The sequence below is a fragment of the Finegoldia sp. BIOML-A4 genome (assembly GCF_009679635.1).
GTDB lineage: Bacteria > Bacillota > Clostridia > Tissierellales > Peptoniphilaceae > Finegoldia > Finegoldia magna.
Window position 1 is genome coordinate 364,517 of record NZ_WKZC01000001.1, and the last position, 16,551, is coordinate 381,067.

The window sequence follows — 16,551 nt, forward strand, 5'->3', positions numbered from 1 at the left end:
AAATTAAAGGTCGGATAATCACCCGACCTTATTCATTATCTAATTTTGATATTTCCTCGTTAAAAGATTTAACATCTGTAAATTCTCTATACACAGAAGCAAAACGAATATATGCCACCTTGTCAATCTTCTTAAGCTTTTTCATTATTAATTCACCTATTTCAGATGAATCTACCTCCCTTTTATTGCTATGTGTTAATTCAACTTCTATCTCTTTAGTAGCCTCAAGCAACACTGAATCTGGAACGGGTCTTTTTTCACAAGACTTTTTCATTCCACGATACACTTTATCCCTATCAAAAGCTTCTCTGTTTTTATCTTTTTTTACCACTGTAAGGTTATTAAAATCATATCTTTCATAAGTGGTAAATCTTTTGTGACAAGAAATACATTCTCTCCTTCGTCTAACTATCTTATCATCTTCCGATGCTCTAGTATCTACAACTTTTGTATCAGATGCATTACAGAACGGACATTTCATTAGAATCCTCTTCTCTTCAAGAATGAAGGTATTTCTATATCGTCGTGATCTTTTTCAGAAGTTTCTTCTGATTTTTGAGAAACTGAATCAGATTTTTTGTTTGATTTTAATTTGTTAGCCATTGGATTGTCAGAATCAAATCCTGTTGCAATAACAGTAATCTTGATGTCATCTCCTAGTGAATCATCGATACCAGCACCAAATATAATATTAGCATCTGGATCTACTTCTTCTCTAATTAATTCTGCAGCTTCATTAACTTCGAATAATCCTAATTCTTTTCCAGTAACGTTAATTAACACAGCTTTTGCTCCACCAATTGATGTTTCTAATAAAGGAGATTTAACTGCAAGTTTAGCAGCTTCCATTGCTCTATTATCTCCGTTTGCTTTACCAATACCCATATGAGCAATACCTTGGTTTAACATAATTGATCTAACATCTGCAAAGTCTAAGTTGATTAAGTTAGGTACAGCGATTAAATCAGAGATACCTTGAATACCATCCATTAGAACTTCGTCAGCCATCATGAAAGCTTCAGACATTGTAGTTCTCTTATCGGAAATTTGTAACAATTTATCGTTAGGAATAATTACCAAAGTATCAACTTTTCCCTTCAAAGCTTCGATACCTTGTTCAGCTTGCATTTGTCTTTTTCTTCCTTCGAATGTAAATGGTTTTGTTACAACACCAACTGTAAGTATTCCTTTTTCTTTTGCAATTTGAGCAACTATTGGTGCAGCACCAGTACCAGTTCCACCACCCATACCAGCAGTTACAAATACCATGTCTGTTTTGTCAAGTGCTTCTTCGATTTCGTTTCTACTTTCTTCAGCAGCTTTCATACCAACTGCAGGATTAGCTCCGGCTCCCAAACCCTTTGTAATCTTGCTTCCGATTTGCAATTTAGTATTAATATCTAAATTATTTAAAATTTGTTTGTCAGTATTAACTGCAACAAATTCTACACCTTGCAAACCTTCTTCTTTCATTCTCTTTACGGCATTATTTCCGCCGCCACCAACACCAATTACTTTGATTTTGGCTAAATCATTATCTTCTAGTTCCATATCAAAAGTCATAACATCCTCCTAATTTGTAATTAAAATTCCTTTTAATCTCTTTAACTTAATTATACTACAAGTTCAACAATATTTTTAATGACATTTAGCGTTTTTCACTTCTCATTTGTTTTGTACCTGTAGTTTAATCTTTATTATATTTAATTATTTTCAGCTATATTTAGCTATGTTGATTTGTATCTCTAACATTTTTGAAGTTTGTTGCTCTTTCTTTGAGTTTGATATAATTTTAAAATCATAAAACTAATAATACACCAATGTATTATAAATACACCATATTTTTTATGCATCTTATAAAATCTTTTTTCAAGGCAAACTCCAAAACTGTAATTACTCAGTTTGTTCTGGATTTTCTTTTATCAAAAATGGTTTTTGAGGATCTTTAGTATCTAGTATTTTTGTGTTTATACTTTTAGTACTAATTTCTTTTAAAATCTTCAAAATATTATTTGATTTCTTCTCTGAGTCATTTAAATCTCCAAAAAACACTTTTATTTCGTTTTTTGTAACCATGGTTACATCGTTTGAATTTACGACGTTAATTTCAGTTAATTGTTCTAAAATTTTGTGTGAATAAAGATTATACAAAAACTCATAAAATTTTTCGTCTGATTTTAAATTACTAATTTTTAACAGATTTTCATTTGCTCCAACAATTTTAACAATTTTTGAATAGTCTATTCTATCCTTGTTCTTTGCAATTTTAAAATCTGAATCTACGAAAATTTTATCTTTTCCAACTTCAAAATAACAAATATCATTTGCCTCTTCCACTGTTATTTCAATAGTATTTGGATAAATCTTCTTGATATTTGCATTTCTAATATAAATATCTTTATTAATCTTTTCCTGTAATTTTTTCTTATTAAATCTAAAAATATTTTCGCCTAATGAGTAATTAGCATAATCTTTTATTTCAGATATTTTTACTATTTTATTGTTTTTAACTGTGATTTTTTTTATTGAAAAATAGTCAAGTGTAGCACATAAATACGCTATGAGTCCAATCAATAGCGATATTGCTACAATAATTACTACTCTATGCTTTCTCATCTTGTTCTACCAATCTGTAAAGTTCATCTACAATATCTTTACAAGCAGTTGGATAAGACATTTTCTTCGAGTTTTCTGAAAGTTCTTGTAACAATTTATCATCACTTAGTATTTCATTTATTTGGTCAAATAGGGTATTAGCATTCACGTCTTTTTCCAATATAACCTTACTTGCTCCTATTTTTTCAAATGCTCTTGCGTTGTGTTCTTGATGATTTTCTGTTGTATATGCTTTTGGAACAAGTATTGACGCTTTCCCCAAGAAGGATAGTTCAGCTAGTGTTATAGCCCCACTACTTGTAACGATCAAATCAGACACAGAATAAGCTTTATCTATGTCATCTATATATGGATAGATGTGTAAATTTCTAATGTCATTTCCTGATTTTTGTATAAACTCATCGTAATTTAATTTACCTGTAGCTAAAATTACCTCAAATACATCTTGATTAGATATTTTATCAACCATATCAAGTGTTGCTTTGTTTAATATTTCAGAACCATTTGATCCGCCAAATATGAATACAACTTTTTTGTTTTCTGATATTTTGTATTGTTCAATTGCTACATCTTTGTTTTTTCCAATATCAGTAAATCTGTTCCTAATTGGATTACCAGTTACTACGGCTTTTTCTTGATTTTTGAAGTATTTAATAGATTCTTCAAATGTGACAAAATATCTATCAACATATCTTGATAATATCCTATTAGTAACTCCCGGAAAACTATTTTGTTCGTGAAAAGCTACCTTTGCTTTAGTTTTAGTGGCTTTGTATAATATAGGTCCACTCACATATCCACCAGTTCCAATAACAAGATCTGGTTTAAAATCTTTAAGAATTTTGTTTGCTTCTTTTAATCCTTTGAATAATTCTTTCAAAGCTTTAAAAGAATTCGCATTTATTTTTCTAGGGATTCCTCTAACATGTATAGTTTTAAAATCTATTCCCAATTTCGGAACAATACTACTTTCCAATCCTTTTTCGGTTCCTACATAAAGTATTTTATTATTTTTATCTCTTTTTTTTAATTCTTCAATTAATGAAATGGCTGGATATATATGTCCACCTGTTCCGCCGCCAGATACTATTATATTCATTGTCTCTCCTCTTCATTGTTTCTGTCTACATTTAAAATTATCCCTACTAATGCCAACATAATCATCAAAGACGTTCCACCATACGATATAAATGGTAATGTCAATCCTGTTGGAGGAATTAATCCCGTAACCACCGTCATATTAACATACGCTTGTATCCCGATTACGAAAAGTATTCCAGAAACCAATAATCTTGAATAAATATATTTTGTTTTCATCGCAATTCTGATTCCAAAAACTAAGAAGGCAAAATAAGCAATAATTAAAACCAAAGCTCCTAAAAACCCAAATTCTTCACAAATAATCGCAAAAATAAAGTCATTATGAGCTTGGGATAAATACAAAAATTTCTGTTTACTCATACCTAATCCACTGCCAAGAAAACTACCATTAGACACTGCTGCCAACGATTGGGATAATTGCCATCCCTCATCTTCTAAATTCCCCAGTGGATCAATAAAAGCTATAATCCTGTCAATTCTACTGTAACCTATTTTTACTTTAAATATAGCTATGTATCCAAATACAAGTGCAGTTATAAATGTAGATATAATGTATCTAATATTTAAACCACTTACCATAAATACGCAAAAAACACTTCCTATAATTACTATTGCTGTTGATAAATCAGGCTGGATAAATACAACACCTCCTGATATCGCAACTAATATAATCATTCTCAAAAACCCTTCTTTGAAGGTTTTAATTTTATTGATATTTTGTGATACAATAGCTGCTGCTAAGTTAATCGATGCAAATTTAAGAATATCCGATGGCATAAAGCTAAATGATTTAATCTTGATCCAACGTTTTGCGTAATTTATTTCTTTTCCCAACGGTGTAAAAACAAGCATACACAATAAAATTGCAAAAGCAAATATCCACAATGCATTTTTTTTGTAATTCTCATTATTAAATACACTTGTAAATTTCATGAAAATAAAACCAAGCAATGCAAAAATTCCTTGTCTTAGTCCATAATAATACCAAGCTCTATGTTCACTAACTGCCGTTGGCCAACTTGAACTTAGTACCATAATTATTCCAAAAATTGTCAGGAAAATTGTTATATACAAGATACCTTTCCCATCTTTTGAAAGTTTCATGCTTCTATCCTCGCAAATTTTTTACTAATTCTTTAAATTCATTTCCTCTTTCTTCATAGTTATTGTACATTCCCCAACTTGCACTAGCTGGAGAAAGTAGCACCACGTCTCCACTTTCAGATATTTTATTAGCTTGAATAACCGCTTGTTTCATATCATCTACTAAAAATATATTTTCAAATCCATATTCTTTTGCTTTTTTTTCGAACAACTCTCTAGTTTGCCCCATTAAAATTAATGCTTTAAACTTGTTCTTACCAGCTATGAAAAAATTATCCAAGCTTACTTTTTTGTCGTATCCACCAGCTAATATAATAACATTCTTATCAAAAGATTCTATTGCTTTAACACTTGCATCAACATTGGTTCCCTTAGAATCGTTGTAGTATTTTACTCCCGATAATTCTCTTACAAATTCTAGCCTATGTTCTACACCAGAAAAACTCATTAAAGTTTTTCTGATACTATCATCATTAATACCTATCAACTTTGCTAAAGTAACGCAGAATAGAACATTTTGATAATTATGATAGCCTATTAATTTAACATCTTTTAAGTCAATTATTTTGTTGCAATCTGAATCAGAAAAATATATTGAATCGTCTTTGATGAATGAACCTTTTTTCACATCGTTTGAAGTAGACACATCATATACATTTGATTTTGTAAAATTTTTGCATTCTTCGTAGTATTCATCATCAACATTAAGTACCGTGTAACAATTATGGTCTTGATTCTTTAATACATTTTTTTTAGCGTTTACATAATTTTGCATACTTCCGTGCCAATCAATATGATCTGGAGTAATATTGATTATGCAAGAATATTGTGGTTTAAAGTTTTTCGTACTTTCTAGTTGGAAGCTTGAACATTCAATAACAAAATATGTGTCTTTGTCGCTGTTATAAATTTCCCATAACATTCCAACACCAATATTTCCTATTGAGATAGCTTTTCTTCCTGAATCATTCAACATTTTAGTCATCAAAGAAGTTGTAGTTGTTTTTCCATTCGTTCCAGTAATTGCTACAATTTTAATATCTTCAAAAATTCTTTGTGCCAATTCCAAATCACTAACAACTTCGATATTTAATTTATTAGCCTTTAATATCACTGGATTATCCATTCTAATGCCCGGACTTTTTAAAATAGTATCGTATTTATCAATGGTATCTATAGATTCTATTTGAACGTCTAATTCCTTTAATATTTTTGTTTTTTCTTCGTCAATATTATCATCGATAGCTCCCAAATCATATCCTTTTAATTTTAATGTTTTTAGAGCTGATATTCCTGTTCTGGCTAATCCAAATACTAATATTTTTTCCATAATTCACCTACAATATATCTATTAGTGTAATTAAACTTGTAATTACTGATACAACCATAAAAGTTGATACTATTTTTTGTTCTTTGTAGCCTTTTAATTCATAATGATGATGAATAGGGCTCATCAAAAATACTCTTTTTTTGTTTCTCAATTTGTAGCTAGTCATTTGAATTATTACAGATAATACTTCAATCATGTACACAAATCCTAAAATGATCAAGTACAAACTCAAGCCATACATAGCCATAATCATAACTAAAGCGCCACCTATAGCCATCGAACCTGTATCACCCATAAAAACTTTGGCCGGATTTGAATTGTACACCAAAAATCCCAAAAGGCTACCTGCAAATATAATACTGAATATACTAGCTGTTGAATTTAAGTTATATAAAATAATACTTGTAGCAATGAACACAGGAATTGATACAGAAGTTGCAAGTCCATCTAATCCATCAGTAAGATTAGTAGCATTAGATGTTCCCATCATTACGAAAATCAAGAATGGATAAGTTATTATTCCAAAATCTACTGTTTTATGGAAGAAAGGAATAACTTGTTTTGTAAAATTTGGATTTACTTGTTTAATCAAAAAACAAGCTATGATGGAAAACAAAAGTTGTAACACAAGTTTTTGTTTTTCGTTTAATCCCAATGAACGTTTCATTACTAATTTCATGAAGTCATCTATAAAACCTATCGCTCCAAATGCAAGCATTCCATAAATCGCCAACAAAACTTCACTATTAAATAATCTAAATACAATAACAGTAATCAATGTAGATATTATAAATATAATACCTCCCATAGTTGGTGTTCCCGCTTTTGAATAGTGTGATTTGGGGCCGTCATCTCTGATTTCTTGACCAATATGTTTTTGTCTTAAAATCCTGATTATAAACTTTCCTAATATCAACGAAATTACGATAGATAATAACATCGACATTAAAATTTCACTTTTAAAATTCATATTTATCTCCTTAAATTATGAACACAAATTATGTCCAATTTTATACCTCATAAGTATTTATTATACCACACGGAAAAATTATTCTTCAGTATTTTTCTCTTGTTCAGTATAAATTTTAATATAAGATTTTGGATCCATCAACTTGTTTTCTTCAGGATCAGTTTTTACTACTTTACCTTTTTTACCATTTTTTATTTCGATATTTCTAATTCCGTATTTTTCTAAAGTATCCACTGCATCTTCAACTGTGAATCCTACTATTTCAGGAATTCTAATCATTGAGTCCTCTACACTTCCCGTTGTAAGTTCAATTATATCCCCTTTATTTACCTTAGAATATGCAGCTGTTTCTTGAGATTTTACAATTGAATTTAAATTCGAATTTGAATTTGTAACCTTAGACTTTAAGCCCAATGAATTCAACTTATCAACAGCTAACTTCAATGTTAGCCCTTCTAATTCTGGAACAGTAACCTTATCTGAATCGTCAGAATCTAGTCTAGTTTTATTTATTCTCTTATATTCAATAATTCTTGAAAAAATCTTACCTGCAGAAGGTGCACATACAGCACTTCCTCCGTTTTTTCTTTGAGGCTCATCTACTACGATTAAAACAGTGTATTCTGGATGATCTGTTGGAAAAGATCCAAAAAATGAAGCAGTAGTTTTGTCGTCGGTGTATTTACCGTCTTCGATTTTTATACTTGTTCCCGTTTTACCACCTATACCAAATCCTTGAATTGAAGCTTTTTTACCACTTCCATCATCTACAACTCCCTGCAACATTTTATTGATTTGCTTTGAAGATTGTGCAGAAATTATTTGTCTTTTGACTTTTGGCTGAACTTTTTCTATCTTTTTTGTCTCCTTTGAAATAAATTCCTTAGCAACATGTGGTTCTATCAACATTCCACCATTCACTATTGAGTTTAAAGCTGTTATCATTCGAATTGGCGTTGCCGAAATACCGTGACCATAAGAAAGTGTAGCAAGTCTTGCTGCATCTATATCTTTCACACTTTTCGGAGCTATTCCCAATTCTTCAGCCGGTAAATCAATATCTGTTTTTTGATTAAAACCAAATCCATTTACGTATTTTTGAATATTTGCTTTTCCCAAATCTCTACCAATATTTACATATGCAATGTTGCAAGAATTGTTAAAAGCTTCTTGGAAAGTTTCGTCACCATGAGGATTCCAATATCTTTCGCATCTTATAACAACGCCTGGAATATCCCTGATAAATCCATTACAAAAATAATGTGATTCTTGTGTTGCTGTATGCTCTTCAGTTGCAGCCGCACTAGTTATAGTTTTAAATACACTTCCCGGCTCGTAAGTCCATGAAGTTGCTTTATTTTCCCACATATTAAAATAAAATTCACTGATTTTATCTTCATCATTTTCTTTTTTCAAATCATTTAATTCATTTATTTGATCTCTTAAAAGCGGAGTTTTAGGATCATTAGGGTTAAAATTCGGATAAGATCCCATACCCAATACATCCCCATTATTTGGATTCATAACGATTATCGTCGCTGATTTTGGCTTAAAATTATTCTCTATATCTTTTAAACTATCTTCTACAAAACCCTGAATAGTACTATCTATAGTTGTTTTTAAATCATATCCATTTTCTGGATTAATAATCACAGAACTATCATCAGATAAATCAATCGATCTATTAACTGAACTGTTCAGAATTCTTTTTCCGGGTTTTCCTTTTAATTTAGCATTATAAAAGCTCTCCAACCCAACAACTCCATCATTATTTACATTTGTAAATCCTAAAACTTGAGCTAACATTTCCTTGTTTGGATAATACCTCTTTTTCTCAGAAACGATGCTAATAAATTTCTGATTACTAATAGGTAGTTTTTTTATGTTTTCTATTTCTGTTTTTGATAATGATGGTTTAACTAGAACTGTTTTCTTTTTATCTAAAACTTTTCTTAATTCTTCGGGTTTCATACTTAAAGTTTTTCCTAACGAATCAATTAAGTTTGATTTCGATTGATCATTTAAATAAGTAGCATTTACATACAAATTATTGGATACGACGTTATCTGCCAATGTCTCTCCATTTGTATCTAATATTTTCCCTCTTTCAGCATCAATATTAATAGTATTGGTGCTTTGTTTTGCCGATAGTTTTCGGTATTTATCTCCGGCAGGAGTCAATTGTAAATAAATCAATTTACCAACTATTAATAATACAATAATTGTCAGTATACAAAATAAAACTACAATACGAAAATTGTAGTTTTTATTGAAATTTTTATTGATTTTTCCTTTGCTTAAATTGCGCCTTCTCATTATTTTTCCTCTAATTTTAAGTACATAATTTGAGCATTTTCAGGAAATTGCATACCCAAATTATTTTTTGCTATTTCTTCAATATTTTTACTAGTTAATTTACTTTCTATATGAGATTTTATCACATCTCGGTTGCCTTCTGTAAGCATTACCTGATCTTTTACTTCTTTTAATTCACTGGACATGCTTTGAATCTTAGAATAACGATTCATCACCAAAATGGATAAACAAATAACCACGCATATCATTACTTTATTAAAAGTAGAAAAAAGATTTGTTTTTCTACTAGGTCTATTTAATTTTTTTGTTTGTTCAATTTTTTTGACTTCAAATTCTTTTTTTTCTACATACTGTGGAAAAACTTCGATTTTTCTTTGTGCATTACCCATTTTTGTCTCCATTTATTAATCAAATCATATAATTATCAAATAATCTTTTCAGCAACTCTCAATTTTGCACTTCTAGCCCTAGAATTTTGTTTTAATTCTTCTGGTGAAGGCTCAATAGGCTTTCTAGTAATAATCTTAATTTCAGGCTTATGATTGCAAACACATACCGGAATTTCTGGAGGACAGATACAACCTTTTTGTCTTTGCTTGAAAATATCTTTACAAATTTTATCCTCCAAAGAATGAAACGTTATTATGCAAATTCTACCTTCAGGATTCAATAAATCTATACAATCACCAACTGCTTGTTCTAAAACTTCTAATTCTTTATTAACTTCAATCCTAATTGCTTGAAAAGTTTTCTTTGCACTGTGGCCTTTTTGATTCATTCTTACTTTTTTAGGAATCGCTTTTTCGATGACTTCCACTAATTCGAAAGTAGTATTAATAGGTTTAATTTCCCTTTCATTGCATATAAACTGAGCAATTCTTTTCGCCCATTTTTCTTCTGAATATTTGAAAATAATATTTTCCAAATCCTCTTGTGAATAAGTGTTGACAATATCCTTGGCCGTAACTGGATTATTTTGATCCATTCTCATATCCAAAACCGCATCATGCATATAAGAAAAACCTCTACTATCTTCATCGATTTGATAAGAGCTAACACCTATATCCATTAAAATTCCATCAACTTTTTCAATTCCTATATTTTGTAAATCGCTTTTAATATTTTTAAAATTATCCTTTATAAAGATAACCTTATCTCCATATTCCTTTAAGCGTTCTTTTGCTACTGTTAATGCGTCTTCATCTTGATCAAAGCAAATTAGCTTACCATTCCCAATTCTTTTTGCAATTTCTCTGGAATGTCCAGCGCCTCCAACAGTGCAATCCACATAAACTTTTCCGTCTCTAATATTCAAATTTTCGATGCATTCATTTAATAAAATTGGCACATGTTTGAATTCCATAATTCACCTACAAATCAAGATCATTTAAATCATCAGCTAAGTCGTCATAGTTTAGTGAAGAGTCATTAGAATATTGTTCCCATTTTTCTTTATCCCATATTTCAATACGATTGGATACTCCAATAATAGCAACTTCTTTTTTGATATCTGCATAGTTTCTCAAGGATTGTGGAATCAAAAATCTTCCTTGTTTATCAATTTCTTGATTACTAGCACCAGCAAAAAACACTCTTGAAAACGCTCTTGCTTGTCTTCTAGTTAATGACAATTTATTAAGCTTTTCTGTCATTTGGATAAAAGCAGATACAGGATATACGAAAAGACATTCATCCATACCTTTTGTAATGTAGAATTCTTCTCCTATTTCATCCCTAAACTTTGAGGGCATAATAACGCGACCTTTTGAGTCAATATTATGAAAATATTCGTTAATAAACATTTTTCCCTCCACTTTGTTCCACTTTCATTCCACTACATTAATAATATCTTTAATATATGATGCTTTCAATGTTTTTATACGTTCTGAATATACGTTCTTATCGATATTTACTTATATTTCAATATATGTTAAAATACTCTACGTAATAAAAATTAAAGAGGATGAATATGAGAAAGAAATTTGGAATTTTTTTAATGACGATAGGTATTCTACTATTTGCTTTGTATTTTGCAGCAAGATTAATACCTAACTATTATAGTGAAAATGATATAAGTAAAGATATATCATCCACAGAAATGGAACAAAACAATAAAAAGGAATTCAAAAACGACTTTGACGCTGTAAACTCCATTAGCACAACTACATCGTTGTTTAATTTTACAGCTATAAGCGGAGAAAATGTTATTGGACAAATTATTATCCCTGATTATAATTTGAGTTTACCTATTCATCGTGGAGTAACTGATGAACACTTGTTAAGTGGTGCAGCTACAATGAAAGAAGACCAAAAAATGGGAGAAAAAAATTACACACTAACAGGTCATTACATGAAAAGAAATGGCTCTTTATTTAGTAAAGTGTATGATTTAACTAAAGGTACCAAAGTTTACATTACCGATAAGAAGAACATCTACGAATATGAAATCGTAGATAGAAAAGTTACTGACTCATATGCATTTTATATGTTAGAAGACGACAGAATTGAAAAATATGATAATAAACCTATTCTTTCTTTGATGACATGTGATATGCCAAATGATCCTAATAACAGAGTATTCCAAATAGGAAAACTTGTTAGATCATTTAAATACGACAAAAATTATTTCAAACAAAATTAGAGTAAATTTTGACCACAGATGAAATTCAAAATTTTCTGTGGTCTCTTCATATAAAAAACTCTCCTCACAACTGTAAAGAGAGTCTGTTATGCTTTTTAAATATCCAAAATTTTACCATTTTTAGGAAATTCGTATATTACATCTTTTCTTTCAATGATTATTTTGGTTTTTTCATTTATTTTTTCGTTAGCTCTTATTAGTTCAAATAACTCTTTGGTAGGATTAATCGCTGTTGGTTTTCCCATCATATTAATCATAGAAAAATCACCCGAAGTATCCCCGTAACAGTATGAATTATCGACATCAATTTCATAACGTTCAACAATTTCATCGATCACAGTCTTTTTACTATTTTTATCCCACATTGGAACCACTTCTCCAGTGTACATTCCTGAATTTTTCAAATACAAGGATGCTCTGTATTCAGTTACTCCATAGCTCTCAGCCATTTCTTTTACTAAAAAGTCGGGGCTTCCTGAAATAAAGAATATCAGATGATTATTTTCTTTGTGAAATTTAATCATCTCACGAGTATATCTGTAAACTTTCTCTTTAACTTGACTGATTACTTGATTTGATATATATTCATTGAACTCACTACTAAATCCTTTGAGCTTATATTTATAGACATCAACCAATTGATTGAGATACTCATCATAGTCAATTTTTCTTTTTTCGTATTTTTGGTATGCTGGATAAACTTTTTCGTAGTATAATTTTTGATCTATTATTTCAAAATTAACCAATTTTTTGAAATGTTCAATCATTAGTGAATCTCTGGCTATTGTTCCATCAATATCAAAAAACGCGCCTATTTTCATTATTTTGTACTCCTAGATTCTTCAACCAATCTGTCAAATTTTTCGATTATATTACGAAATTCTAAGTTTTTTTTCTTTTCAGGTATAGGTTTTATGATATCCAAAATCAAAGAATATGCTAAGCAAATTACAGCCGATGCAAATGTAAAAGTAAACATCATTAACAAAGCGAGTCCAAACTTACTTAAAATCGACAACATCGACATTACAAAAAGAATAGCTGATAAAATAAAAATAGCAGTTGTGAATATATATTTTTTTTGTTTATTGTGTAATTTATTATGTAAAATATGCACTATAATCATTAATAAAACTACAAATACGAAAAATAAAAAAGTAAAACCTTTGTACTTCCATACTACAGATAATATTGATTTCATGTTCGTCCTCCTTTTTTTATTATATCATATATATTGAACTTTTAAGTTAATTTAATTTTCTAAAATAAAAAAATCCGAGTCAATCCCGGATTAGATGGTGCGCCTTCAGGGACTCGAACCCTGGGCCCACTGATTAAGAGTCAGTTGCTCTACCAACTGAGCTAAAAGCGCATATTAAATTTAAAAAAGTGGTGCGCCTTCAGGGACTCGAACCCTGGGCCCACTGATTAAGAGTCAGTTGCTCTACCAACTGAGCTAAAGGCGCATATCTTTACCACAACAATATTATTATACACTATTTTAAGAATTTGTAAAGAGTTTTAAATATTTTTCAAATTCAAATTATTGTAATAACGTAAAAAGAAGCAGATAAATTTATAGATTATCTACTTCTTTTTTTCTATTAAATTTTTATTGTCTTAGGTTAGTAATAAATGATGATGGAATTTTATCGTTGTTTTGAAATTCTTTTTTCCACATTTCTGCATAATTTCCTATTGCCCATTCACTCATTATAATAGAATCATCTTTCGTAATTGGTATACTACCTATTAATTTATTATCGTTAGAATAATCATAAATTAATATTTCATCCGTCGTTTGAACTATTAGTATTCTTTTATCAGGAGAAGAATAAGCATCTATCGCACTGCTCTTTAAATTTTTTATAGATTGCCAATTCATAGATAATTCATCAGGTGATAAATTCAAATGTGAAACGATATTAAGGATTACATTTTTCAACTTAACTTCGTTATTTTCTTTGAATGTATATTGTGTTTGATAATTCCATTTACCAGAATTTCTTACAATTCCAATATTTTTATAATCTTCATTTTTATCGTTCGCGGTAATTTCGGAATTAGAATCTGTTGATTCTTCTGCGATGGAATTCTTCAATACATTTACAGCTTCTTTTCCTCCGATTTGATCAATATTAAGTTCATTATTATTGCTCATTTTATCGATATCATATATAGAATAATCTTCAAATTGATTCTTATTTCTCATGATTGAAATATATTCTGGACCAAGGTATGTTATTTCTGCAGATGAGTCAAATTCCAATTTTTTATTTTCCTTAGAATTATCGCCCGAATAAACTGGCTTTGCTAAGAATTGCTCTACATAGTTATTATCAAACTCATTCTTCTTGTATTCCATAAGCCAAAATCCATTTTTCCTAGGGAAAAACAATGCTGATGTTTGATAAATTTGTGCACGGTTTTTCTTATCGATGTCTAACAAAATAGTCCTATAAGAAATATCTGCTTTTTCATTTCTTACAACTTTATTTTTGATTCCTATTAAAAGAGCAATATTTTCTTTGTCTTTTAAATTATTTCCCTTATTTTCATAATATTTACTTTCATACGTAGACTGGTAATTTTCAATAAAAGTTCTGCTAACTTGATTTTCAGTTTTTTTCATGTAATATAGCACACCGTTGTATGGAAGTATTATATTGTTTTTATCCATTACAACAACATCTTGATAAAACTTGCTGCCATCAGAAATTGTAATGACCATTTTCTTATCTTTAGAAAATTTCTTACTTATATTTTCGTCGCTTGTTTTTTTGCTTAGATAATTTTGCAAACTGACAAATTTGGACGAAAATTTGGGATTTATGGTGAATCTTTTTCCGAAAACAACTATAGATTCATCGACGTAAAGTTTACCTATTTCATCTGAAGCTTTGGATTTGGAATCAGAAAAACTTTCTTTCTTATCAATTTGCCACACACCTGCTGCGACCAATAAATTATTTTCTGGAACTTTAATATTTTCAACTGCAGATTGTTCTTTATTTCTGAACATTATGAAAACAATCAACAAAATTAAAACTATCGTACCTACCAAAATACTAGTTGTCTTCTTCATTTTCATCATCTCCTAATGGCAATGTAAACGAAACTGTAGTTCCTTCATCTAATTTAGATTTAATCATCAATTCTCCCTTGTGAAGTTTTACTATTTCCTCACAAATAGAAAGCCCCAAACCTACATGGGAATTCGAATTAGAGCCTTTGTAAAATTTTCCAGTTACAAGTTCTATTTCTTCAAATGAAATTCCAATCCCTGTATCTATTATAGATACTTCTGCAAATTCTTCCGTTTTTTCAATATTAATAATTATCGTCCCTTTTTCTGGAGTAAATTTTATGGCATTATCTAAAATATTAATGAAAACTTGCTTGATTCTATCTTCGTCAAATGTAGCGATGAGTTCTGGACTTTCATAATTTAATATCAAATCAATTCCTTTTGAGCGAACTTTAGGAAGCAATTGGTTTTTGATATGTTCTGCTAATTCAATTAAATTTTGTTTTCTCTTAACTATTGAAATTCTTCCAGAAGTAAATCTTGAAAAATCAAGTAACTCCTCAACCATATTTGTAAGTCTGTCGCATTCGCTATCGATTATGTCTATTCCCATAGTTGTTGTTTCTAAATCTGAAGGATCATATTTTAATGTTTGTGCCCATCCTTTTATAGAAGTTAACGGTGTTCTCAATTCATGTGACACACTTGAAATAAATTCGTTTTTCAATTGTTCTTTCTTGTTAATATTGTCCGTCAATAAATTCAAAGTCATTCCAAGTCTTCCGATTTCATCTGCATCGTTTTCTTTTGCTCTTACTTCCATATCACCTTTAGCCATTCTTTCAGCAGTTTTTGCAAGACTATTTATTGGTTTGATAATGCTTTTAGTTAAAATTTTACTCAATAAAATACTAAATAATATTACCAAAAATCCGAACAAAGCGAACGATACTGACTTCACTCTTATTGCCCTGTCTACTTCTTTTAAACTTGAAATGTATCTTAAAACTCCGACTTGTTTTCCCCTGGATTCAAGTGGTACTGAAACAGAAATAATATTTGAATCAGAATAACTAACTTTTCCAGTGTATCTTCCACTTTGACCATTTATCGCGCTAACTACATCAGATGTTTCTATTTTTTCACCCAAATTAGGGCTTGCTATTGAGTCAAACACGACAACTTGATTATTATCCAAAATTTGCACTTGGCAGTCAGTTTGTCTATAAAATTGGTTTTTGTCTTCGGCAATTACTTCATCTAATTCATAGTCTGCCATATAAGAACTATATAAATTAGTAGAGTACCTTATTTCGTTATTCAAAACACCTTCCATTGTAGAATAATAATAAAACTTAGTAGCATAAATAGAAAATATAACAAGTATTATCGCGGTAATACTTGTTAAAAATACAAAGGAATACATTATTTTGTTTTTAATACTC

The 16,551-nt window shown here is 29.8% G+C and carries 16 protein-coding genes and 2 tRNA genes; 1 reads left to right on the plus strand and 17 read right to left on the minus strand.

Annotated elements, in window-relative coordinates:
* Nucleotides 1–28: 28 nt before the first annotated feature.
* From nrdR to mraZ, 11 genes are all read right to left on the minus strand, one after another.
* Nucleotides 29–481: a transcriptional regulator NrdR gene (gene nrdR / locus GKG01_RS01705; RefSeq protein ID WP_002836229.1), complete on the minus strand. Its 453-nt coding sequence runs from the start codon at nucleotides 479–481 to the stop codon at nucleotides 29–31.
* The gene (ftsZ, locus tag GKG01_RS01710; protein WP_094207029.1) at nucleotides 481–1,563 is read right to left on the minus strand and encodes a cell division protein FtsZ; all 1,083 of its coding nucleotides are present in this window, start codon (nucleotides 1,561–1,563) and stop codon (nucleotides 481–483) included. The genes nrdR and ftsZ overlap by 1 nt, the downstream gene beginning before the upstream one ends.
* A gap of 330 nt (nucleotides 1,564–1,893) precedes the next feature.
* Nucleotides 1,894–2,616: an FtsQ-type POTRA domain-containing protein gene (locus GKG01_RS01715; RefSeq protein WP_154271173.1), complete on the minus strand. Its 723-nt coding sequence runs from the start codon at nucleotides 2,614–2,616 to the stop codon at nucleotides 1,894–1,896.
* Nucleotides 2,603–3,715 carry an undecaprenyldiphospho-muramoylpentapeptide beta-N-acetylglucosaminyltransferase gene (gene murG, locus GKG01_RS01720; RefSeq protein ID WP_154271174.1) on the minus strand — a complete coding sequence of 371 codons (1,113 nt, stop codon included), beginning with the start codon at nucleotides 3,713–3,715 and terminating at the stop codon, nucleotides 2,603–2,605. The genes GKG01_RS01715 and murG overlap by 14 nt, the downstream gene beginning before the upstream one ends.
* Nucleotides 3,712–4,821 carry a putative peptidoglycan glycosyltransferase FtsW gene (locus GKG01_RS01725; RefSeq protein WP_154271175.1) on the minus strand — a complete coding sequence of 370 codons (1,110 nt, stop codon included), beginning with the start codon at nucleotides 4,819–4,821 and terminating at the stop codon, nucleotides 3,712–3,714. Before GKG01_RS01725 ends, murG begins: the two co-directional genes overlap by 4 nt.
* 4 nt (nucleotides 4,822–4,825) lie before the next feature.
* The gene (gene murD, locus GKG01_RS01730; protein WP_154271176.1) at nucleotides 4,826–6,151 is read right to left on the minus strand and encodes a UDP-N-acetylmuramoyl-L-alanine--D-glutamate ligase; all 1,326 of its coding nucleotides are present in this window, start codon (nucleotides 6,149–6,151) and stop codon (nucleotides 4,826–4,828) included.
* A gap of 7 nt (nucleotides 6,152–6,158) precedes the next feature.
* Nucleotides 6,159–7,121 (minus strand): phospho-N-acetylmuramoyl-pentapeptide-transferase, encoded by a 963-nt coding sequence (gene mraY / locus GKG01_RS01735; protein WP_154271177.1) that lies wholly within the window; start codon nucleotides 7,119–7,121, stop codon nucleotides 6,159–6,161.
* Between the two features lie 78 nt (nucleotides 7,122–7,199).
* Nucleotides 7,200–9,437 carry a penicillin-binding transpeptidase domain-containing protein gene (locus tag GKG01_RS01740; protein ID WP_154271178.1) on the minus strand — a complete coding sequence of 746 codons (2,238 nt, stop codon included), beginning with the start codon at nucleotides 9,435–9,437 and terminating at the stop codon, nucleotides 7,200–7,202.
* A complete protein-coding gene (locus GKG01_RS01745; RefSeq protein WP_094207022.1) occupies nucleotides 9,437–9,826 on the minus strand; it encodes a cell division protein FtsL in 390 nt (129 codons plus the stop codon). Before GKG01_RS01745 ends, GKG01_RS01740 begins: the two co-directional genes overlap by 1 nt.
* A 35-nt stretch (nucleotides 9,827–9,861) precedes the next feature.
* On the minus strand, nucleotides 9,862–10,800 hold the full coding sequence (rsmH, locus tag GKG01_RS01750; protein ID WP_154271179.1) for a 16S rRNA (cytosine(1402)-N(4))-methyltransferase RsmH: 939 nt from the start codon (nucleotides 10,798–10,800) through the stop codon (nucleotides 9,862–9,864).
* A gap of 7 nt (nucleotides 10,801–10,807) precedes the next feature.
* A complete protein-coding gene (gene mraZ, locus GKG01_RS01755) occupies nucleotides 10,808–11,239 on the minus strand; it encodes a division/cell wall cluster transcriptional repressor MraZ (RefSeq protein WP_035109458.1) in 432 nt (143 codons plus the stop codon).
* Between the two features lie 167 nt (nucleotides 11,240–11,406).
* Here mraZ and GKG01_RS01760 point away from each other — a divergent pair, with 167 nt between their 5' ends.
* Nucleotides 11,407–12,078 (plus strand): class A sortase, encoded by a 672-nt coding sequence (locus GKG01_RS01760; RefSeq protein ID WP_094207020.1) that lies wholly within the window; start codon nucleotides 11,407–11,409, stop codon nucleotides 12,076–12,078.
* Nucleotides 12,079–12,173: 95 nt separating this feature from the next.
* On the opposite strand, the gene GKG01_RS01765 is transcribed toward GKG01_RS01760, so the two are convergent.
* The 6 genes from GKG01_RS01765 to GKG01_RS01790 all read right to left on the minus strand — a co-directional run bounded on the left by GKG01_RS01765 (nucleotide 12,174) and on the right by GKG01_RS01790 (nucleotide 16,430).
* Complete coding sequence (locus GKG01_RS01765) at nucleotides 12,174–12,899, minus strand: HAD-IB family hydrolase (protein ID WP_094207019.1); 726 nt, start codon at nucleotides 12,897–12,899, stop codon at nucleotides 12,174–12,176.
* Nucleotides 12,899–13,279 (minus strand): hypothetical protein, encoded by a 381-nt coding sequence (locus GKG01_RS01770; RefSeq protein WP_154271180.1) that lies wholly within the window; start codon nucleotides 13,277–13,279, stop codon nucleotides 12,899–12,901. Before GKG01_RS01770 ends, GKG01_RS01765 begins: the two co-directional genes overlap by 1 nt.
* A gap of 95 nt (nucleotides 13,280–13,374) precedes the next feature.
* Nucleotides 13,375–13,450 (minus strand) — tRNA-Lys (locus GKG01_RS01775).
* 18 nt (nucleotides 13,451–13,468) lie between these two features.
* Nucleotides 13,469–13,544: transfer RNA gene (locus GKG01_RS01780), tRNA-Lys, on the minus strand.
* 146 nt (nucleotides 13,545–13,690) lie between these two features.
* A complete protein-coding gene (locus GKG01_RS01785; RefSeq protein WP_154271181.1) occupies nucleotides 13,691–15,163 on the minus strand; it encodes a hypothetical protein in 1,473 nt (490 codons plus the stop codon).
* Nucleotides 15,147–16,430 (minus strand): HAMP domain-containing sensor histidine kinase, encoded by a 1,284-nt coding sequence (locus tag GKG01_RS01790; RefSeq protein WP_241684724.1) that lies wholly within the window; start codon nucleotides 16,428–16,430, stop codon nucleotides 15,147–15,149. The genes GKG01_RS01785 and GKG01_RS01790 overlap by 17 nt, the downstream gene beginning before the upstream one ends.
* Nucleotides 16,431–16,551: the final 121 nt, after the last annotated feature.